Source organism: Thiobacter sp. AK1 (assembly GCF_039822265.1).
GTDB lineage: Bacteria > Pseudomonadota > Gammaproteobacteria > Burkholderiales > Thiobacteraceae > Thiobacter > Thiobacter aerophilum.
In genome coordinates this window covers 29,161-48,489 of the sequence record NZ_JBAJEX010000004.1, presented here as the reverse complement: position 1 = coordinate 48,489, position 19,329 = coordinate 29,161, and the positions used below count along the sequence as shown (strand labels likewise).

20 protein-coding genes are annotated in these 19,329 nt (G+C 64.9%); 12 read left to right on the top strand and 8 right to left on the bottom strand.

Features of this window, described 5'->3' with window-relative positions; genetic code table 11:
* Nucleotides 1–2: 2 nt before the first annotated feature.
* The 3 genes from V6E02_RS06435 to V6E02_RS06425 all read right to left on the bottom strand — a co-directional run bounded on the left by V6E02_RS06435 (nucleotide 3) and on the right by V6E02_RS06425 (nucleotide 2,947).
* On the bottom strand, nucleotides 3–1,628 hold the full coding sequence (locus V6E02_RS06435) for a methyl-accepting chemotaxis protein (protein WP_347307958.1): 1,626 nt from the start codon (nucleotides 1,626–1,628) through the stop codon (nucleotides 3–5).
* A 135-nt stretch (nucleotides 1,629–1,763) separates the two neighbouring features.
* Entirely contained in the window at nucleotides 1,764–2,567 is an 804-nt protein-coding gene (locus V6E02_RS06430) for an ABC transporter ATP-binding protein (protein ID WP_347307957.1), read from the bottom strand.
* A 35-nt stretch (nucleotides 2,568–2,602) separates the two neighbouring features.
* Nucleotides 2,603–2,947, bottom strand: a complete 345-nt coding sequence (locus tag V6E02_RS06425) for an OB-fold nucleic acid binding domain-containing protein (protein WP_347307956.1) — start codon at nucleotides 2,945–2,947, stop codon at nucleotides 2,603–2,605.
* A gap of 106 nt (nucleotides 2,948–3,053) precedes the next feature.
* Here V6E02_RS06425 and V6E02_RS06420 point away from each other — a divergent pair, with 106 nt between their 5' ends.
* The 7 genes from V6E02_RS06420 (at nucleotide 3,054) to mscL (ending at nucleotide 7,775) form a co-directional block, all read left to right on the top strand.
* Nucleotides 3,054–3,344 (top strand): GIY-YIG nuclease family protein, encoded by a 291-nt coding sequence (locus V6E02_RS06420; RefSeq protein WP_347307955.1) that lies wholly within the window; start codon nucleotides 3,054–3,056, stop codon nucleotides 3,342–3,344.
* A gap of 55 nt (nucleotides 3,345–3,399) precedes the next feature.
* Nucleotides 3,400–3,879: a DUF2934 domain-containing protein gene (locus tag V6E02_RS06415; protein WP_347307954.1), complete on the top strand. Its 480-nt coding sequence runs from the start codon at nucleotides 3,400–3,402 to the stop codon at nucleotides 3,877–3,879.
* 45 nt (nucleotides 3,880–3,924) lie between these two features.
* Nucleotides 3,925–4,389, top strand: coding sequence for a YbhB/YbcL family Raf kinase inhibitor-like protein (locus tag V6E02_RS06410; RefSeq protein ID WP_347307953.1), 465 nt, complete (start codon nucleotides 3,925–3,927; stop codon nucleotides 4,387–4,389).
* A 184-nt stretch (nucleotides 4,390–4,573) separates the two neighbouring features.
* Nucleotides 4,574–5,131, top strand: coding sequence for a YecA/YgfB family protein (locus V6E02_RS06405; RefSeq protein ID WP_347307952.1), 558 nt, complete (start codon nucleotides 4,574–4,576; stop codon nucleotides 5,129–5,131).
* Between the two features lie 229 nt (nucleotides 5,132–5,360).
* Nucleotides 5,361–5,771, top strand: coding sequence for a TusE/DsrC/DsvC family sulfur relay protein (locus tag V6E02_RS06400; RefSeq protein WP_347307951.1), 411 nt, complete (start codon nucleotides 5,361–5,363; stop codon nucleotides 5,769–5,771).
* Nucleotides 5,772–6,053: 282 nt separating this feature from the next.
* On the top strand, nucleotides 6,054–6,998 hold the full coding sequence (locus V6E02_RS06395; RefSeq protein ID WP_347307950.1) for a PDC sensor domain-containing protein: 945 nt from the start codon (nucleotides 6,054–6,056) through the stop codon (nucleotides 6,996–6,998).
* Between the two features lie 363 nt (nucleotides 6,999–7,361).
* On the top strand, nucleotides 7,362–7,775 hold the full coding sequence (mscL, locus tag V6E02_RS06390; RefSeq protein WP_347307949.1) for a large conductance mechanosensitive channel protein MscL: 414 nt from the start codon (nucleotides 7,362–7,364) through the stop codon (nucleotides 7,773–7,775).
* 147 nt (nucleotides 7,776–7,922) lie between these two features.
* Here the strand turns inward: mscL and V6E02_RS06385 are convergent, their stop codons facing one another.
* The gene (locus tag V6E02_RS06385; RefSeq protein ID WP_347307948.1) at nucleotides 7,923–8,183 is read right to left on the bottom strand and encodes a hypothetical protein; all 261 of its coding nucleotides are present in this window, start codon (nucleotides 8,181–8,183) and stop codon (nucleotides 7,923–7,925) included.
* A 332-nt stretch (nucleotides 8,184–8,515) separates the two neighbouring features.
* On the opposite strand from V6E02_RS06385, the gene V6E02_RS06380 reads away from it, so the two are divergent.
* Nucleotides 8,516–8,881, top strand: a complete 366-nt coding sequence (locus tag V6E02_RS06380; protein WP_347307947.1) for a hypothetical protein — start codon at nucleotides 8,516–8,518, stop codon at nucleotides 8,879–8,881.
* Nucleotides 8,868–9,206: a hypothetical protein gene (locus tag V6E02_RS06375; RefSeq protein ID WP_347307946.1), complete on the top strand. Its 339-nt coding sequence runs from the start codon at nucleotides 8,868–8,870 to the stop codon at nucleotides 9,204–9,206. Before V6E02_RS06380 ends, V6E02_RS06375 begins: the two co-directional genes overlap by 14 nt.
* 1 nt (nucleotide 9,207) lies before the next feature.
* On the opposite strand, the gene V6E02_RS06370 is transcribed toward V6E02_RS06375, so the two are convergent.
* The 4 genes from V6E02_RS06370 to V6E02_RS06355 form a co-directional block, all read right to left on the bottom strand.
* Nucleotides 9,208–10,374: an ABC transporter permease gene (locus tag V6E02_RS06370; RefSeq protein ID WP_347308133.1), complete on the bottom strand. Its 1,167-nt coding sequence runs from the start codon at nucleotides 10,372–10,374 to the stop codon at nucleotides 9,208–9,210.
* Between the two features lie 8 nt (nucleotides 10,375–10,382).
* Nucleotides 10,383–11,537: an ABC transporter permease gene (locus V6E02_RS06365; RefSeq protein ID WP_347307945.1), complete on the bottom strand. Its 1,155-nt coding sequence runs from the start codon at nucleotides 11,535–11,537 to the stop codon at nucleotides 10,383–10,385.
* Nucleotides 11,538–11,540: 3 nt separating this feature from the next.
* A complete protein-coding gene (locus tag V6E02_RS06360; RefSeq protein WP_347307944.1) occupies nucleotides 11,541–12,236 on the bottom strand; it encodes an ABC transporter ATP-binding protein in 696 nt (231 codons plus the stop codon).
* Between the two features lie 78 nt (nucleotides 12,237–12,314).
* Complete coding sequence (locus tag V6E02_RS06355) at nucleotides 12,315–13,517, bottom strand: efflux RND transporter periplasmic adaptor subunit (RefSeq protein ID WP_347307943.1); 1,203 nt, start codon at nucleotides 13,515–13,517, stop codon at nucleotides 12,315–12,317.
* Nucleotides 13,518–13,838: 321 nt separating this feature from the next.
* On the opposite strand from V6E02_RS06355, the gene V6E02_RS06350 reads away from it, so the two are divergent.
* The 3 genes from V6E02_RS06350 to V6E02_RS06340 all read left to right on the top strand — a co-directional run bounded on the left by V6E02_RS06350 (nucleotide 13,839) and on the right by V6E02_RS06340 (nucleotide 19,231).
* A complete protein-coding gene (locus V6E02_RS06350) occupies nucleotides 13,839–15,140 on the top strand; it encodes an MFS transporter (RefSeq protein ID WP_347307942.1) in 1,302 nt (433 codons plus the stop codon).
* Nucleotides 15,141–15,199: 59 nt separating this feature from the next.
* Complete coding sequence (locus V6E02_RS06345) at nucleotides 15,200–16,852, top strand: ArnT family glycosyltransferase (protein ID WP_347307941.1); 1,653 nt, start codon at nucleotides 15,200–15,202, stop codon at nucleotides 16,850–16,852.
* Nucleotides 16,853–16,927: 75 nt separating this feature from the next.
* Complete coding sequence (locus V6E02_RS06340) at nucleotides 16,928–19,231, top strand: Tex family protein (protein WP_347307940.1); 2,304 nt, start codon at nucleotides 16,928–16,930, stop codon at nucleotides 19,229–19,231.
* Nucleotides 19,232–19,329: the final 98 nt, after the last annotated feature.

Genomic DNA, 19,329 nt, shown 5'->3' with positions numbered 1-19,329 from the left:
CCTCAGGTGCGGAACTGGGCGGTGAGCTCCGCCAGGCGTTCGGCCACCTGGCCCATTTCCTGGCTGGTGTGGGCGGCCTCGCCGGCGGCACCGGCCGTGCTTTCCGAGGCCTGGGCCACGCGCTCCACCGTGCGCGCCACTTCCCGGGTGGCTTCCGCCTGTTCCTTCAGCGCCGCGCCGATTTCCGTGATGGCGGCGAGCACTGCGTCGGTCTGATGGCGGATGGCCGCCACCGCGTCTCCGGCCTGATTGGCCACCGCCACCCCGTCTTCCACCAGCTTGACCCCGGCGCCCATCTGCCCCGTGGCGGCCCGGGTCTGGGACTGGATGCGTTCCACCATGCGGCCGATTTCCACCGTGGAGTGGGCGGTGCGCTCGGCGAGTTTCCTCACCTCGTCGGCGACGACGGCAAAGCCACGCCCCTGCTCGCCGGCGCGGGCGGCCTCGATGGCGGCATTGAGCGCGAGCAGATTGGTCTGGTCGGCGATTTCCTTGATGGTGTTGACGATGGCGCCGATCTCGCCGGAAATGCTTTCCAGCTCGTTTATCCCATCGGCGGCCTGGCGCACGGTGTCGGCGATACGGGCGATCTCGCCTGCCGCCTCGTGTACGACTCTCGCGCCATTTTCCGCCGCTTGGCCGGCCGTTTCCGCTGCGCGCCGGGCGTCAGCGGCGTTGGCTTCCACATGGTCCATGGACACCGACAGTTCCTCCACCGTGGCCGCCATGGCGGAGGTGGCTTCCGAGGCACTCGCCGCGTCCTGGGCCACGGATTGGGCGGATGCCGCGGTGCCGGCGGCGGCCAGGGTCATGCGGCTGGCGCTGTGGCGCATTTCTATGGCAAGCTCACAGAGGCGGTTGCGCATCTGCTGCAGGCGGTCCATGAGCACCCCCACCTCGTTTTTACCCAGATTGGGAGTGTCGATGCGCAACTCGCCGTGCGCCACCTGGTCCGCCACCGCCACGGCCTGTCTGAGGCCGCTGCTTACCCGCCGCCAGGTGTCGAAGGCAAGCACGCTCATCAACAGCGCCCCCGCCCCGGCGATCTCGAAGAACAGCGCTTTGCCGTGGGCCTGAACGGCCACGATCACACTCATGGCCACACCCAGCACCCCGAGCAGCGCGATGCGGGTGGAGAGGTGCACATCGGCCAGGCGCAGGGACAGGCGGGTTATCCAACCGCGCAAACCAGGCGGGATGACCCGTCCGCCATCGAGGCGGAAGCCCTCGCCCGCGCGCATGCGGGCATAGAGGGATTCAGCGGCGGCCACTTCCTCGCGGCTCGGGGCAAGCCGCACGCTCATGTAGCCGCTGCCATCCGGCAGGGGCGTGACGGTGGCCTTGACCCAGTAGTGGTCGCCGTCCTTGCGGCGGTTCTTCACCAGGCCATGCCAGGCGCGGCCCGCCTTGAGTGTTGCCCACAGGTCGCGAAAGGCTTCCTCGGGCATGTCCGGATGGCGGATGATGTTGTGGGGCTGGCCGAGCAACTCTTCCCGCGTGAAGCCGGCGTATTCCACAAAGTCGTCGTTGACATAGGTGATGCGCCCCTTGGTGTCCGTGTGCGAGATGATGGAACAGTCCGCGCGGACGGGGTATTCCCGCTGGGTGACGGGCTGGTTGTTGCGCATGGTGCTTTCTCCTTATTGGGAACGGTAGCCAATAGCGGCGCCCCCCGGCGCCTTGTGGGGGCTATAGCGGCGGGGAGGAAAAAAATCTTTAGCGCCGCAGGGGGTCTTTGACCCGCGGGCTGTGGGATCCGCCCGTCAGGCCAGGCCCAGGGCGGCGGTGTAGGCCAGGCCGGGGTAGTGGAAGGGCACCGGCCCTTCCGGCTTGGCGTGCAGGAATTGCTGCACGAAGGGGTCGGGGGAGGCCACCATTTCCTCGGTGGGCCCCTGGGCGGCGATTTTGCCGTCCAGGATCAGGTAGAGGTAGTCCACCACTTTGAGGGACTCGCTCACGTCGTAGGTGACCACGATGGAGGTGACGCCCAGGGCGTCGTTGAGCTTGCGGATCAAGTTGGCGATGACGTTCAGGGAAATGGGATCCAGCCCGGCGAAGGGTTCGTCGTAGATCAGGATCTCGGGGTCCATGGCGATGGCGCGGGCGAGCGCCACGCGGCGTGCCATGCCGCCGGACAGCTCGCTGGGATAGAGGTCGCGCGCGCCCCGCAGGCCCACCGCGTCCAGCTTCATGAGCACCAGGTCGCGGATCATGCGCTCCGGCAGGTCGGTGTGCTCCCGCAGCGGAAAGGCGATGTTGTCGAAGACGGTGAGGTCGGAGAACAAGCCGCCGGCCTGGAACATCATGCCCATCTTGCGCCGCAGCCGGTACAGCGCGTCGTTGTCCAATTCGTGCACCGTCTGGCCATCGACCTTGACGAAGCCCCGTTGCGGACGCAGTTGGCCGCCGATGTGGCGCAGCAGCGTGGTCTTGCCGCAGCCGGAGGCGCCGAGGATGGCGCACACCTTGCCCCGCGGCACGGCCAGCTCGATGCCCTTGAGAATGGCGTTGTCGTTGTAGGCGAAATGCAGGTCCGAGATTTCGATGACAGGATCGCGGCTGTCCATGGACATATCGTTTGCGGTTGGCGATTGGCGGGCCACTAGCGGGGGGTGCCTTGGGCGGGGGCGCGCTCCACGATCAGGGTCAGGGTCTGATCCCCTAGGGAAAAGGCTTCCTTCACCGTGCCGGTGACTTCCAGCCGTTCACCCCGATTGGGTAAGGGCCGTTCCGTGACCACGGCGATGGTGCCGGTGCCATCATCCAAGGTGAAATATTTGACGAAGAGCAGGGAAAACACACTTCTGACTTCGCCGCGCACCGTGACCGTCTTCTCGGCATAGTCGCGGGGATGGGTGAGAATCTCGCCGATTGGGGTCACCGTCGTGCAGGCTGCGAGTAGGCCCGTGAGGACGACGGGGGTCAGACGCGAGACTGGCATGGGCATGGAAGGTCTCCGTTGCGGGCGCGTAGGACGCAAGTATAACCGTAGCGGATGCGCGTCGGCAGGCTCGGATGCACAATGGGGGGAGGAGGCGGGCACACATCTTGTCATGGAAACTCAGTGGATCGTCTACGTGCTGCGCTGTGGGGATGGCAGCCTCTATACCGGCATCACGACCGATCTGGCGGCACGCCTGGCTGCCCACAATGCGGGGCGTGGTGCCAAATATACCCGCAGCCGGTTGCCAGTTGTGCTCGTCTATCAGGAACAAGTCGGCGACCGCAGCGCGGCCTTGCGGCGAGAGCGCGCCATCAAAGCACTACGCGCGCGGGAAAAGTGGCGTCTGGTCGAGGCCGCGCAAGGCCTCACCCGTCCCTTCCGGGATTATGGTCTAGACTGAGACAGGGGTGTCTGGCCTCCGCCGCATCCTTGGATCCCTGTCAGAGGAGCCCACCATGTCCGATCCGAAATCCGCCTCTTCTCCACCCGTGCAAGTCACGCCCGAGGAACGCTATCGCCTGATTGCCGAAGCGGCGTATTTCCGCGCCCAGCGGCGGGGCTTCGTCGGAGGGGATCCGGTCCAGGACTGGCTCGAGGCGGAAGCCGAGATCGATCGCATGCTGGCGGCCGGCGCGCTGCCCGCTTCCGTGAGCGCGAAACAGCGTTTCCAGAGCCAGCTGGAGAACCAGTTGCGCGAGCTGGACGAGCGCATCGAGTCCCTCAAGGTGCAGGCCAGTCTTGCCCGACTGGAGCTCAAGAGCGAATTCCAGCAGGAGCTCGACGCGTTGGAAGGGCTGCGCAACCGGTTGCGCGGGCGGCTGGAGGAAATCCGCATGCAGGCAGAGGGCGCCTGGGAAGATCTCAAAAGTGGCGCCGAAAAAGCCTGGGAGGACTTGCGCCAGGCGGTGGAGCGCGTCGCGAAACGCTTTCGCTGAAGCAGCGCCGGCGTGGCTTTTACGGGACAGAGCGAGGAGGCCACCATGAAACTCACTTCCCCCGCCTTTCGCCATGGGGAGGCGATTCCCGCTGCCTATACCTGTGACGGTCGCGACGTCTCGCCGCCGCTCGCCTGGAGCGCGCTGCCCCCTGGCACCCGCAGCCTGGTACTCATCGTCGATGACCCGGACGCTCCGGACCCTGCCGCGCCACGCATGGTGTGGGTGCACTGGGTGCTCTACAACCTGCCGCCCGACAGCACGGGGCTGGCGGAAGCGGCGACGCTACCGCCCGGGGCGCGCGCGGGCATCAACGATTTCCGGCGCACGCGCTATGGCGGTCCCTGTCCGCCCATCGGCCGGCACCGCTACTTTTTCAAGCTCTACGCCCTCGACACCCGCTTGCCGGAAATGGGGGCCGCCAGCAAAGCACAGCTCGAGCGCGCCATGGCCGGACACGTGCTGGCCGAGGCGGTGCTGATGGGCACCTACGAGCGGCGAGGCGATTGAGATGGAACCATAGTGGGGGCGATTGTGGCAGGCGCGATGGTACGAGGGGTGGTTGTGGCAGCGGCTTTAGCCGCGATAAACCCTGGGGTTTGGCTGCGACTAAGCCATTGCAGCTTGCCCATCGGCGCTAAAGCGCCTGCCACCCAAGCTTGACGCTTCCGAGAAGCTCACGCAATCTGACAACATGCTACCCATACCTTCTCGCCCCCTCGATGGGGCGGAACTTGCCCGTCTCGAACAGTTCCTGCGCTCTCACGCCTGCGGTCCCGACGCCATGGGGGTTTCGCGTGCCCATGGTTTCTTGACTGCCGGCGTGTGTGGGCCGGAAAGCCTGTCGCCGGAGGAATGGATCCGCCTGGTGTTCGACGAGCCGGTGTTTGCCAGCGGCGAGCAGGCGCAGGACATGCTGGGGTTGGCGCTCGCCCTTTACCGCGACATCGAGCACGGCCTGGCGGCGGGTGATTTCCGCCCCGTGCTGGAATACGTGCGCGCCGGCGGCGGGGCGGTCTACCTCGATCCCCGTTCCTGGTGCGAAGGCTTCATCGCTGGCACCAATCTGTTCCGTGAGCACTGGACGGGCGCTGCGCGGGAGATGTTGCAGGATGCGCTGGATGTGATTTTCCGTCTCGCCCGCCTCAAGCCGGATGGTGGTAGCCAGCATGCGCGCCTATGTCAGGCGCTGCCTCTGGCGGCAGAGGCGGTCTACGCTTTCTGGCGCGAAGAACGGCGCGACTCGACTTGAAGGACGGCCCTTCGCAGACTATTGAGCATTATGTAAGTAGGTGACACCTTTGTGTCGTCCCCGCGAAAGCGGGGACCCAGGAATACGGCGAGGAATACCCTGGATTCCCGCTTTCGCGGGAATGACGTTTGACTTACGCAGCCTGTCAACGACTTACGTAACGCTCAATAGGTTCAAATTAAGAGGGTTCGCACGGCCAGACGCGCGCTGCCCTGCCGCGCGTTGGGCCATGCTTGACTACGCGACCGACGAGGAGGGTTGTACCATGCACACCACACCCCATGTCACACCGGATATTCAGCCGGACATTCCCCGCGATCCCGATGCTTGCCTCATCGCGCCCGATTGGAGCCGCGGGCAGGCCGAACGGGCGGCGCGCGCCGAGGGGCTCACCCTTAGCGACGAGCACTGGGAAGTCATCCAGGCCCTGCGTGCCTGGTTTAGCCGCCATGAGCAGGCCGGTCTGCCCATCCATCTGCGCGATCTGCACGATGCACTGGACGAGGCTTTCCATGCCCGCGGCGGCATCCGCTATCTCTACGAGCTGTTCCCCTGCGGACCCATCGCCCAGGGCTGTCGGCTGGCGGGTATCAAGCCGCCCTTCATCGCCCGCGATCCCAGTTTCGGAAGCGTTGCCTGAAGCATTGGGTGCGGCGCCCCGCAGGGGTGGGCCGCGCAGGGGGACATTGTGCGCGCCGCCAATGTGGGAGGGCTCATGTGGGAGCGGCTTTAGCCGCGATGAACCCATTGAAGCTTGCCCACCGCCGCTAGGGTGCCGCCCACAGCACTCAAGCCCCTCCCAGAGCAGTGCGAGAGTGGCTTAACCCGCGATACAGGGCGCCCCGTTGCTCTAGTTGAGCAGGGATTCAACTTGTAACAGGATGCCGGTATCCTGGCGTCCATGCATCCCCCCAAGGAAACCTTGCAAGAAAGCATCGCGGCGCAGCGACGGGAGTTGAAAGCGCTGCTTCAGGCACCCCTGCGTGAGGTGGCGCGCGCGGCGGCGCGTGTCTGGCCGCGGCGGGCGGAACTCGATAGCGTGCTGCAAAACCTTCTAGCGCGCGTGCCCCACTGCAAATACCTCTACGCCCTAGATGTCCACGGCGTGCAGATCAGCGACAACGTGGGACATGAGGGCATCGTGCAGGCGGACTACGGGCGCGATCGCTCCGAGCGTCCCTATCTGCGCGAGGCGGTGCCCGCGGAGGGCTTTCGCCTGTCCCAGGCCTATATCAACCTGCGCGAAAAGCGCCCTGCCCTGACGGCGATTCAGCTCGTGCGCGACGATTCCGGCATGGTGCTGGGTTTCATTGGCGCCGATTTTTTCCTGCATGATTTGCCGCTCACCCGCGAGCTCTATGAGGAGCCGCGCTATTGGCGGCAGATCAAGGGGGATCCCTCGATTCGCGGCACGGTCTTCCACCAGACGCGCACCGAGAGCGAAATGGATCGCAGGATCGATACCGTGCTGGCGGTGGTGGAGGAGCTGATGGTGGACCACGGGGTGTTCCACGTGATCCTGCATTTTTCCAGCAGTCGCGCGGTGCTGTGGGTTTTCGATGACCCTTACCGCTACCGGCTTTTGGACATCGATGCCCTGGTCTCGCCCGACAGTTGTCTTGCCTATCCGCGGCGTCCCTATCCGGAAGGCACGGTGGTGCCCAGGGAGGCGATCCGGCCGGTGCTCACCCAGCTCAGGGCCCTGCGTTTCATGGACGAGATGTTTTATCTGCGTTCAGGCACGCTCAATCTCTTCAACGGAATCGTCGGCCTCACCTTTTCCTGCGACGGCTCCCACTATATTCCCTACGACGAGTTTCTTGGCATGGATCAGGTATTCTGGCTGGGCAACGTGGGCGGCCAGTGAAGCGTCATGGGGTGTAACCATCGAAGCTTACGCAAGTAGGTGACACGCTCCGCCCGGGCCGTCATGCCTGCGCAGGCGGGAATCCAGCTCCACGTGCGCACGACCCGCGCCGCCTCTGGATTCCCGGTCGCCTGCGGCGAACGGTATGCTGGTTCAGGTCGCAGTGCTGCCAATGGGCATCCAGGCGAGTGGGCCTCCACGGTCTCCATGTCATCGCCTGCGACGGGGAAGCCCAGCAAAAGTCCCATGCGGCGAAGGGCCCATCGGCGTGGGCGTGACGATGCTGCCGCGGGTCGCGGCCATGTCGATGGAAGCACGCGGCCGATCATTGAGTCTGGTAACTCGAAAAGAAGGAGGATCCGCATGCCCATCACTCAGGAGTTCAAGGAGTTCATCACACGGGGGAATGTGGTCGATTTGGCCGTTGGCGTGGTCATTGGGGCGGCTTTCGGCAAGCTGGTCAACGCTTTCGTCAAGGACATTCTGATGCCCCCCATCGGCATGCTGCTTGGCGGGGTGGATTTTGCGCAGCTATACATCGACCTCAGTGGCCGCGGTTACCCCAGCCTCGAGGCTGCCGAGAAGGCAGGCGCGCCGATCCTGCGCTATGGCGCGTTTCTCAACGCAGTGGTCGATTTCGTGATCGTCGCCTTCGCTCTCTTTCTGGTGGCCAAGTTCTACAATCGGGTCAAACGCGCAACGCCGCCTGCGCCTGCCTCGCCGGCGGAGGACGTCCAGCTTTTGCGTGAGATCCGCGACGCCTTGCGTAAAGATTGAGAATCAGCTGAGTGCGCGACCTTTCTGCCACTTCCTCGCGCGCTATGGGCGAGCGTTCTGCTGTCGCGGGTATGGTGGCTACGCCCTGGAGAGAGGGGTGCGGGTCACGCCTGGTTTGGATCCAGGGCGTGACCCTGGGGTGGGATGTCAATGCTTGTCGTGGCCTTTCTTTTTGCCCTTGTCGGCACCCTTGTGCCGGCCTTCGTTCTCGTGGGGCGCGGGCATGGCCGGTTCGGCGGGGGTGGCCGGGGTGGCCTTGGGTGGCTCTGCGGGCCGCCCCATGTCGTGGGGCGCGGGCATGGCCGGTTCGGCGGGGGTGGCAGGCGTGGCGCGATGGGGGTTGGCGGCCTGGGCGCCAAAGCTGGCGAGCGCACCGGTGGCGAGGATGAGGATGAACAACTTACGCATGATGGTCTCCTTTGATCGACTCAAGCTGGGCACGGGAACATTTCCCATGCCGCATGCCGGTAACGCGCGGTCCGTCTTAAGCGTTGACAAATTTGCCATTGCCGTAGAGATAATTCCATCGAGACTGACAAGGGTTGTTGAGCCTACCCCGAGATCGCCATTCCCGCGCAAGCCGGAACGCAGGCGGGGATTGCTGCGGTTTGGATGATGTCCTGGATTCCGGCTTGCGGCGATATTGGCTGGAATGATGACGAAGGCATCAACCCTGTGGAGGCGGGAGAAGATCATTTCCTGCCGGATAATTTTCCCCCATCCCTGCGGAGGTGTTCGCCATGCCCAGCATCCTGCTCCACCGCAAGCCGCTCGACATAGTGCTTTCGCCGCGCGCAGAGGCGGCGTTGGCGAACCTGGCCGAACCGCTGGTGGCGGAGATGGAACTTTATTTCAGCTGTCTTATCCGCAAAGCGGTGCGTTTCCGGTCTCTGGCGGGTGAGTCCGATGCGGTGTGCGTGAGCGAAAAGCTCTACGTGCGTTTCCGCCCCGTGGTGGCCAAGGCCTGTGGAGCCAAGGTGGCCGATGGGCCCCCGCCGCTCACGGAGGTCGAGGTGTGCCATGTCGAAGCCTTCCAACCCAGCTGGCTCAGCATCGACTACCAGGATGGAACCTGGCGCGGAGCTTTCGGTTATGACGCGCATTGAATGGGTGTTGATCGCCACGCTATGTCTGCCTACTTGGGCCTGGGCGGAGCGCCCGGTCTCGGAGACCGCCGCGCGCGCCGCGCAGATGCGACTTGAACTTGCCCGCAAGGAGCAAGCCGAGGCGGAGCGGACCCTGCGGCTGGCGGAACAAGACCTCGCCGACGCCCGGCGACGGGAGGAAACCCTGACGCGGCAACTCAAGGAGGCACAGGCGGCGCGACAAGCGGCGGAGAGCCAAGTACAGGCTCGGCGCGAAGGGCTGGCCGCCGCGCGCAAGCGGGTGGAACAGGCCGAGACCCAGGTGCGCGCCGCCTGGGGCCACTGATTCACGCGGCACGTAGCGCGTCCACGATGTTCAGGCGCGCCGCGCGCAGAGCAGGCAGAAAGCCACCTGCCACACCCATCGCCAACGCAAACCCTAGCGAGGCGGCGACGATCCTTGGCGTGAGGCGAAAACCGAAGGCGATCTCGGCAAAAGTTTGCCAGTTCATGGTGGACAGGGTGAACACCTGCATGAAGGAGGCGGCCACTACCCCGATCACGCCGCCGATGAGTGCCAAAAGCAGTGATTCCGCGAGGAAGGCGGTGAGGATGCGCCGGCGCGTGAAGCCCAGCGCGCGCAGGGTGCCGATCTCTTGCGTGCGGTTGGCCACTGCCGCGTACATGGTGATCATGGCGCCGATGGTGGCTCCTGCGGAAAAAATCACTGCCAGCGCAAGCCCCAGGATTTCGATGAAGCGGGCGAGGGTCTCCGACTGGTCGGCATAGAAGCGCGTCTCCCGCTTGGTTTCCACCGTCAGGCGTGGGTCGGAGGCAAGCCGCGCCTGAAAGGCATCGAAGGCCTGTGGGTTACGCAGGCGCACGATCACGGAAGAATAGGCCGGGCGGCGGAAGGCCTGCATGAGCTGATCGGCATCGCCCCAGATTTCGGAATCAAAGGCGCTGCCGCCGGCATCGAATAGGCCCACCACGCGCCATTCCCGCTGACCGAAGCGCAGCGTCTCGCCCAGCCCCGCGCCCTGGAAGCGCGCCGCCACGTTGCGACCGGCGATGACCTCCGAAGCGCCCGGGCGAAATGGCCGCCCGTCCGTGAGTCGCACCTGTGGTCGCAAGGCGGCACCCTGCGGCCCCACGCCACGAATGGTGACGTTGGCCGGGCCGTCTCCCGCCCGCTTGCGTAGGCTGATGAGCACCACGATCTCTCGGGAAGCGAGTAGCTGGCCGTGCGCGTCGAAAGCCACTTCCGGCTGGCTTTCCACGATGGCCGCTTGGGCGCGCTCGACGCCGCTTTGCACTTCGGTCTGGGCACCGCGCCGGATGACCACCGCGTTGTCCGGGGAGCCGCTTTGGACCAATGCCGCGCGCAAGCCCTCGCTCAGCATGAGCACGGTGGCGAACACGAACACCACCAGCGCCATGCCGCTCGCCGTGAGCAGCGTGGTGGCACGCCGCGTGGCCAGGTTGCGCGCCACGTAGGAGAAGGGTACGCCCAGCCCTGTCATCAACCAATACTCCGCAATCCAGCGACGATGTTTACGCGCGCGCCTTTCTCGGCCGGCACCAGCGCGGCGATGAACCCCACCAGCAATGCAGCCAAGGCCTGCAGTCCCAGGGTCTGAGGCTGGACCCGGAAAACTGGAAACAGACTGGCGAGTTGCCTGCCGAAAGCGTCGCTCGCGGGAAAGGTGAGAGCCATGGCCATTGCCCCGCCCAGCAGGGCGATGGCCAGTGATTCGCCATAGACCAACAGCCGCACGAAGCCGGGACCGAAGCCGAGCGCCTTGAGGGTGGCGTACTCCGCCAGGCGTTCGCGGGCACTCATCGCCATGGTATTGGCCATCACCGCCAGGATGATCACGATCACCACGTAGGAGACAGTCTGAATGGCAAGGAGAATGGCCTCGGTCATGGACACGAAGGAAAGCTGGAAGGCCTTTTCCGTTTCGGTGCGGGTTTCGGCCAGTGAGTTGCGGAATAGCGCATCGAGTGCGTTAGAAATCGCCGCGGCGCGGCTGGCATCGTCGATGCCTACGATGAACACGCCCACCGTGTTGGCGCGGCGGGGGAAGTTGCGCTTGGCGGTCTCGTTGAGATAGGCCCAGTGGAAAAAGAACAGCCCCTCATCGGTGCTGGCTTCCGCGCCGCGGTAGATGCCGCGGATGGTGAAGCGCCAGGTACCCGGCCAGATGGTGCCACGCAGGCTCACCGTGTCGCCTAACCGCCAACCGAAGCGCTGGGCAAGCTTGCGCCCCACCACCGCGCCTTGCCGGTCGCGCAGGAAGGCCTGCATCTGTGCGGGTTGCACGATGAATTCGGGATAGAGCCGGAAGTAGCTGGCTGCGTCCACCGCGAACTGGGGAAAGAAATTGCGCTCGCTGACATAGACGCCGCCGAACCAGTTGGAATGGGAAACCTGGGTTACACCGGGCACGGCGCGGATTTTTTGCAGATAGGAAAGCGGCAGGGGAAACACCAGGGAGATCGCATTACGGGTCACCAATCGGCTCATCGAGGTGGCCTCCGCGGCCGCATACCAGGCCCCCACCACGGTTTGCAGCAAGCCGAAGGCGAGCACCGCCACCGTCACGCCCAGCAGCGTGAGCCCGCTGCGCAACCGGTGGCGGAAGACATTCTTCAGAATGAGTTTGAGCAGCATGGCTCACGCCGGGTCATGGGTGAGCACGCCCTTGTCCAAATGCCGCAGGCGGTGGGCTCGCTCGGCCGCCTTGGGGTCGTGGGTGACCATGATGATGGTCTTGCCGAGTTCCTGGTTGAGGCGCTCGAGCAAATCCAGGATATCTTGGCCGGACTGGCGATCCAGATCGCCGGTCGGCTCATCCGCCACGATCAGCGTGGGATCGGTGATGATGGCGCGGGCAATAGCCACCCGCTGCTGCTGCCCGCCCGAGAGCTGGGCGGGATAATGGTCCATGCGGTCGGCCAGTCCCACCATGGACAGGGCTAGGCTCGCCCGCTCCTGCCGCTCGCGCCGCGACAGACCAAAGAGGATGAGCGGCAACGCCACGTTCTCCAGGGCGGTCAGTACGGGCATCAGGTTGTAGAACTGGAAGATGAAGCCCACATGACGCGCACGCCAGGCGGCGAGGGTCTCCTCGTCGAGGCGGGTGATGTCGATGCCATCGACGCTGATGCGACCCGCGTCCGGGTGGTCGATGCCGGCGATGAGATTGAGTAGGGTGGTCTTGCCGGAGCCCGACGGGCCCATCAGACCAAGGAATTCTCCGCGTTCGATGTCGAAACTGATGTCGTCCAGCACCGGTACCACTTGTGTCCCACGGCGGTAGGCTTTGCGCAAATGGCGTATGAGCACCAGCGGCTTCTTCTCATCGGACATGGCGTGGACCTGGAAAAGTTGGAAAGCAGGGCTAGTTAGCACGTGCAGCCAGCGCAGAAGCGATGGAAGAGCGAACCATCACTCTTTTTCTGCAATGCGGACCCGGCTACCATCGCGCAGAGTGCCGGGATGGAGCACCACGGTCTCGCCGGGGCTGAGTCCCCCATCGATGACCACCAGATCGCCAAGGCTCTCCCCTAGGGTGACGGGCACCTCGCGCGCCCGGCCCTTATCGATGCGCAGCACTACGGCGCGGCCATCCCGCCGCATCACCGCCGCGGCGGGCAGGGCGGGCCGGGGCTGATGTTCCTGCGCGCGCAAGGGACGGGACAGAAAGGCCACCTTGGCGGCCATATCAGGTAACACACGTTGGTCGAGACGATCGAAGGCCACCTTGACCAGGACGGTGGCCTTGGTGCGGTCCACGGTGGGTACGATGCGTGAGACACGCCCGGTAAAACGTGCATCAGGAATCGCATCGAGCTGGATCTCGCAGGGCTGGCCCACCTTCACTGCCTGCAGGTTGGACTCTGACACGTCCGCTTCCACTTCCAGCGTGGACATGTCGGCGAGCGTCACCACCGCGCCCTTCGCTTCCAGTGCCGAGGTGAAAGGCGTGATTACATCGCCCACGTTGGCGTGCTTGCTGAGTACCACCCCATCGAAAGGCGCGCGGATCGCGGTGTAATCCAACAGCACACGCACGTTGGCAAGCGCCGCTTGCGCCGCGGCCAGCGCCGCCTCGCTGGAGGCGAGGGCGGCGCGCGCCTTGTCTTCGCGCGCGAGCGCCGCATCCAAAGCGGATTCGGCGAGGAAGCGCCGCGCGAATAGCTCGCGGGCGCGGGCCAAGGCGCGGGCGGCATCGCGCCATTCGGCGGCGGCTTGTTCCCGTTGACCTTTAGCCACGCGGACATTGGCCTCGGCTTGCCGCACCTGGGCCAATAGATCGGCATTCTCCAGGCGGGCGATCACCTCGCCCGCGCGTACCCGGCTGCCTTCGGTCACCCCCAGCCATTCCAGACGGCCAGACGCCTTGGAGGCCACCGACGCCTTGCGCGCCGCGGTGACATAGCCGGTGGCATTGATGACGGTCAGCGCTTGGGAGGGCCAGGCGAGGGTCACACGGGTACTCTGCACTGGAATTGCCCGCTTGGCGGTGAACCACCAGGCAAAAAGAGCCGCGGCTAGAATCAGGACACCCAAAAGCAGGGGCCAGCGCCGCCGTCGCGGCCGTGGAATGTCCCGTGAGAGGGTAAGACGGGAGAGATCGGTGTTTTCCATCGTGTCTTCAATCCGGATTATCCATTGGACCGGCGCGTGCCCGATGTAGACTGGCGAGTGCCCAAGGCACTGCGCGGCCCAGACATTCATAACTTTATGAGATGCCACCCGCGCTTACGCGGGTGTGGGCGGCCCCACTTCGCGGCCAAGTGTTCAACCTGGCCTGCGACCATCTCGCGCCCTAAGGGGTAATCTGGGCGCAGAAAGATCGAACAGAGCTGAGCGTAACGCTTTGCGCGGGTAAGGTAAACCGACACGCGCGGCGACGGCCCGTAGCTCAATGGATGCCCACACGTAGGGCGTGGGGTATGCTTGGCGCGCATGGCTCGCCCGCTCTTCGCATCCTTCCTCAATCCCGGCGTGGCGCCACGCGAGATGTGGGCGTGGGCGCTCTACGATTTTGCCAACTCCGGCTACACCACGGTGGTCATCACTGCGGTGTTCAATGCGTATTTCGTTTCGGTGGTGGTGGGCAATGCCCCCTGGGCCACCTTCGCCTGGACGCTGGCGCTCTCGGTTTCCTATGCCCTGATCGTGCTCACCGCGCCTGTCATCGGCGCCTACGCCGATGCCTGGGCTGCGAAGAAGCGCCTGCTTTTTTTCACCACCATCGGCTGCGTGCTGTTCACTGCGGCCCTGGGCCTCGTGGAGCCGGGTCGCTTCGGCGCCGCTGTGGCGTTCATTCTGCTGTCGAATTTTTTCTACGGCACCGGCGAGAATCTGATTGCCGCCTTTCTACCAGAGCTGGCGCGCCCCCGTGCCATCGGTCGGGTCTCGGCCTGGGGTTGGAGCTTAGGCTATCTGGGGGGCCTCGTGAGCCTGGCCGCCTGCCTAGCCTACATCGCGTGGGCCGAGGCGCGCGGGCAGACGGCGGTGCAGTTCGTGCCGGCAACCATGGTCATCACGGCGCTGTTTTTTGCCCTGGCGGCAACGCCCACCTTTTTGTTTCTGCGGGAACGCGCCGTGCCGCAGCCGCAGCGGGTTGCTGGGCAGCGCGTGCGAGAGGCTTTTGTGCGCCTGGCCCACACCCTGCGCGAGGCGCGCGCCTTTCGCGATCTATTCCGCTTCCTGCTGTGCACGCTGTTTTATCAAGCCGGCATCCAGGCGGTGATCGCGCTGGCCGCCATCTATGCCCAGCAGGTGATGGGCTTTTCCGTGCGCGAGACCATCGAGCTGGTGTTCGTGGTCAACATCACCGCGGCCCTGGGCGCGTTGCTGTTCGGCTGGCTGCAAGACCGCATCGGCCACGTGGCGACGATTGCGCTCACGTTAGTCGGCTGGATCTTCATGGTGCTGCTGGCCTACATCGCCCGCGGCCCCATCCTGTTCTGGCTGGCCGCCAACCTCGCCGGCATCTCTATGGGTGCCAGCCAGTCTGCCGGCCGCGCCCTGGTGGGGCTGCTGAGCCCGGCGGCGCGGCGGGCCGAGTTCTTCGGGCTGTGGGGCTTTGCGGTGAAACTCGCCTCCATCTTCGGCCCGCTCACCTACGGCGTGGCCACTTGGGTAAGCCGCGGCAACCACAGGTTGGCGATCCTCATCGTGGGCAGCTATTTCGTGATCGGGCTCACGATTCTGGCTGGGGTAAGCGTGAGGCGGGGACGGCGGGCTGCGCTGCGTGGCTGACGTGGGTGCGCCGGTTGGCTAGAATGGCGCGCGGACAAATGCTAGCGCACAAACAACACATGTCTCATCCCGCCGGCGTCTCTTGCTCTGACCGCGCTTGGCTCAAGCCGTGGATATACCTCCTGGTGTGCCTGGTGTGGTTGTTGCCGGGCCTGACCGGCCATGACCCGTGGAAGCCGGATGAGGCGTACGGTTTCGGTCTGATCTATCACATCGTGCGAAGCGGCGACTGGGTCGTGCCCACCCTGGGCGGCGAGCCGTTCATGGAAAAGCCGCCGCTTTATTTCTTGACGGCGGCCTTGTTCGTCCACCTCCTATCGCCGCCCCTGGCTTTGCATGATGCAGCCCGTCTGACCAGTGCGTTCTACATGGCGATCACACTCCTGTGCCTGGCGTTCACCGCGCGCCACTTGTACGCAAAGGAACGCGCGTGGCCAGCGGTGATGGCATTCGTCGGCTGCTTCGGATTGCTGCTGCCGGCACATCAGATTCTCACCGACCTGGCGATGGTGAGTGGCACCGCCATGGGTCTGCTCGGCTTGGCAATGGCTCGCAGTCGCCCGGTCGCGGGCGGCATCTTATTGGGTACGGGTGCCGGCGTCGGCTTCATGAGCAAGGGTCTGCTCGCGCCGGGTTTGCTTGGTGTGACGGCAGTGGCCATGCTGGCTTTTCCTGCTTGGCGCGCGCGGGGCTATGTTCGGTCGCTCGGGGTGGCTGCCATTGCTGTGCTACCCTGGGTGACGATCTGGCCCTTCGCGCTATACCGCCGCTCGCCCCAGCTTTTCGTGGAATGGCTCTGGATCAACAATTTCGGACGCTTCCTCGGCTTTGCTCCCCTGGGGCCCACCAGCGAGCCGTTCTTCTACCTGCTCCGTCTGCCGTATCTCGCCTGGCCGGCAGTGCCCTTCGCGTTATGGACATTATGGCGCAATAGGCTGCGTTGTCTCACACGAGCCGAATTGCAGCTACCCTGCGTTTTTCTGGCGGTTGCGCTGGGTGTGCTAAGTCTCTCATCCTCGGCGCGTGAACTCTACGCTTTACCCCTGTTGTTGCCCATCGCCCTATTGGCGGCAGTCGAGATGGAAAGCCTGCCGCGGCGGCTCGAGGGTGCGTTGTATGGGTTGGGGCTGGGGTTTTTCGCGCTGGCAGCGTGTGTCCTCTGGGTGATTTGGGCGGCGGTGGACTTGGGCGTGCCGGCCGCAGTGGCGGCGCGCTTGACGGCGTTCCAACCAGGCTACCAGCCGACGGCGCGTCCCCTCGCTCTCGGCTTTGCCATAACCATCAGTCTAGGCTGGCTGGCGCTGATGGCGCTGGCGCGGCAGCGGCCAGGACGCGCCCTGCTTGGCTGGAGTAGCGGTGTTGCCTTGGCCTGGGCGCTTGCGGCGACTCTGCTGCTGCCCTGGCTGAATACCGGCATGAGCTATCGCGGCATGCTCATGAGCCTAAAGCGGGCGCTGCCTGCTCAATACCGCTGCATGGAGAGCCACGGCTTGGGCGAGCCGCAGCGGGCCTTGTTGGATTACTACCTGGGCATTACGACCCACCGCCACGAGACGGGGGGAAAGGATGCATGCGATCTCATCCTATGGCAGGGCAGTGCCCGCGAAAACACGCCCTGGCCTGAGGGTCGGTGGCGTTTGTTGTGGCAGGGCGCGCGGCCGGGGGACACCAAGGAGCGGTACTGGCTGTTCCAGCGCGAAGGCGCGGCCTAACACGGCTGGTGAGGGTTGCTCAAGGATAACCCTCACGGCGACAATGCCGGCCTTGCCGTAGCCCGCCCGATTCCCATGCTTCCACCCATCGAACATCGCATTGCCGCCGAACTTGGCGTCAAACCCCAACAAGTTTGCGCTGCCATCGCCTTGCTCGACGATGGCGCGACGGTGCCCTTCATCGCCCGCTACCGCAAGGAGGCCACCGGTGGGCTTAACGACAGCCAGCTGCGCACGCTGGAAGAGCGCTTGGTCTATATGCGCGAGCTGGAGGCGCGCCGCGCCGCCATCCTCGCCAGCATTCAGGAGCAGGGCAAGCTCACGCCAGAACTCGCGAACGAGATCGCGCAAGCGCAGACCAAAGAGCGGCTGGAAGATCTCTATCTGCCCTACAAGCCCAAACGCCGTACCAAGGCTCAAATCGCCCGTGAAGCGGGACTCGCGCCGCTCGCCGAGGCGCTGCTCACTGACCCCACTTTGTGCCCGGAAGACGAGGCGGAAAAGTATCTCAACGCGCAAGCCGGCTTTCCGGATGTGAAAGGCGTGCTGGAAGGCGCGCGCCAGATTTTGATGGAACGCTTCGCTGAGGACGCTGAGCTGCTGGGAAGCTTGCGCACCTACTTGGAACAACACGGCGTGGTGAAAGCGACGGTGGTGGCGGGCCAGGAAGAAGCGGGCGCTAAGTTCCGCGACTATTTCGACTTCGCGGAACCCTGGGCCCGCATTCCATCCCATCGCGCACTGGCCCTGTTTCGGGGACGCAACGAGGCGGTGCTACAGCTTGCACTGGTGCTGGATTCAGAACTCACCGCCGAGCCCGGCGCGACCCATCCCTGCGAGGCGCTTATTGCCGCCCGCTTTGGCATTCGCGATCAGGGCCGCGCAGCCGACCGCTGGCTCCTAGAAACGGTGCGTTGGGCGTGGAAGGTGAAGATTTCCCTGCACCTGGAGCTTACGCTGATGCATGCCCTGCGCGAGCGCGCGCAGGAGGAGGCGATTCGCGTCTTCGCCGGTAATCTCAAGGATTTGCTGCTCGCCGCGCCCGCTGGCCCGCGCCCCACCATCGGGCTCGATCCCGGCTTGCGCACTGGCGTGAAAGTGGCCGCGGTGGATGGCACCGGCAAGCTGCTGGATACGGCCACCCTCTATCCCCACGAACCCAGACGCGACTGGGAGGGCGCCTTGCGCGCATTGGCTGCGATGGCGAAGAAGTACCACATCGAACTGATCGCCATCGGCAATGGCACGGCCTCGCGCGAAACGGACCGACTGGTGGCCGAGCTCATTCGTCGTCATCCGGAACTGGGCCTGACCAAGGTGATGGTGTCGGAAGCCGGTGCCTCGGTGTATTCCGCCTCCGAGTTGGCGGCACGGGAATTCCCGGATCTCGACGTTACGCTGCGGGGCGCGGTGTCCATCGCGCGCCGTCTGCAGGACCCACTGGCGGAGCTGGTGAAGATCGATCCCAAGTCCATCGGCGTCGGTCAGTATCAGCACGATGTGTCCCAGACGCGGCTGGCGCGTGCCCTGGATGCGGTGGTGGAAGACTGCGTGAATGCTGTCGGGGTGGATCTCAATACCGCGTCCGTGCCACTGCTTGCGCGCATCTCGGGGCTCAATCAGAGCCTCGCCGCGCAGATCGTGGCCTGGCGTGACACGCACGGTCCCTTCCGCAACCGCCAGGAGCTGAAGAATGTACCTCGCCTCGGTGAGAAGACTTTCGAGCAGGCGGCAGGCTTTCTGCGCATCATGCAGGGTGACAACCCCCTGGATGCCTCCGCTGTGCACCCGGAAGCCTATCCCGTGGTGGAGCGCATCCTCGCCGACCTGGGCAGGAGTCTGCGCGAGGTACTGGGCAATGCCCGGATCTTGCAAAGCGTGCCGGCCACGAAATACACGGATGAACGCTTCGGTCTGCCCACGGTGAGGGACATCCTGCGTGAGCTGGAAAAACCTGGCCGCGATCCGCGGCCGGAATTCCGCACCGTCCGTTTCCAGGAGGGCGTGGAAGACATGCGCGATCTCAAGCCGGGCATGGTGCTGGAAGGCGTGGTCACCAACGTCACCAACTTTGGCGCCTTCGTGGACATCGGTGTGCACCAGGATGGGCTGGTACACGTCTCGGCCCTCTCGGAACGCTTCGTGAAGGACCCGCGCGCGGTGGTGAAAGCGGGCGATGTGGTCAAGGTGCAGGTGCTGGAAGTGGATCTGCCGCGGCGGCGCATTTCCCTCAGCATGCGGCTTACCGATGGGGCGGAGGCGGCGCCGCGAGGCATGAGCGAAGTGGGGCGCGGGCGGCGCAGCAAAAACCAGCGGCGCGAGGATGCGCCTGCGGCCCAGGGTGCCATGGCCGCCGCGCTGGCCAGACTCAGGCGCTAGCAATCGCCGCTAAAACCCCTTCGACGGACTCTTCCCCCCGGGGTGGTGGGAGACGCTTTAGCGCCACTCGGCGGCCATTCTGGCCAGGTAAAGCGAGC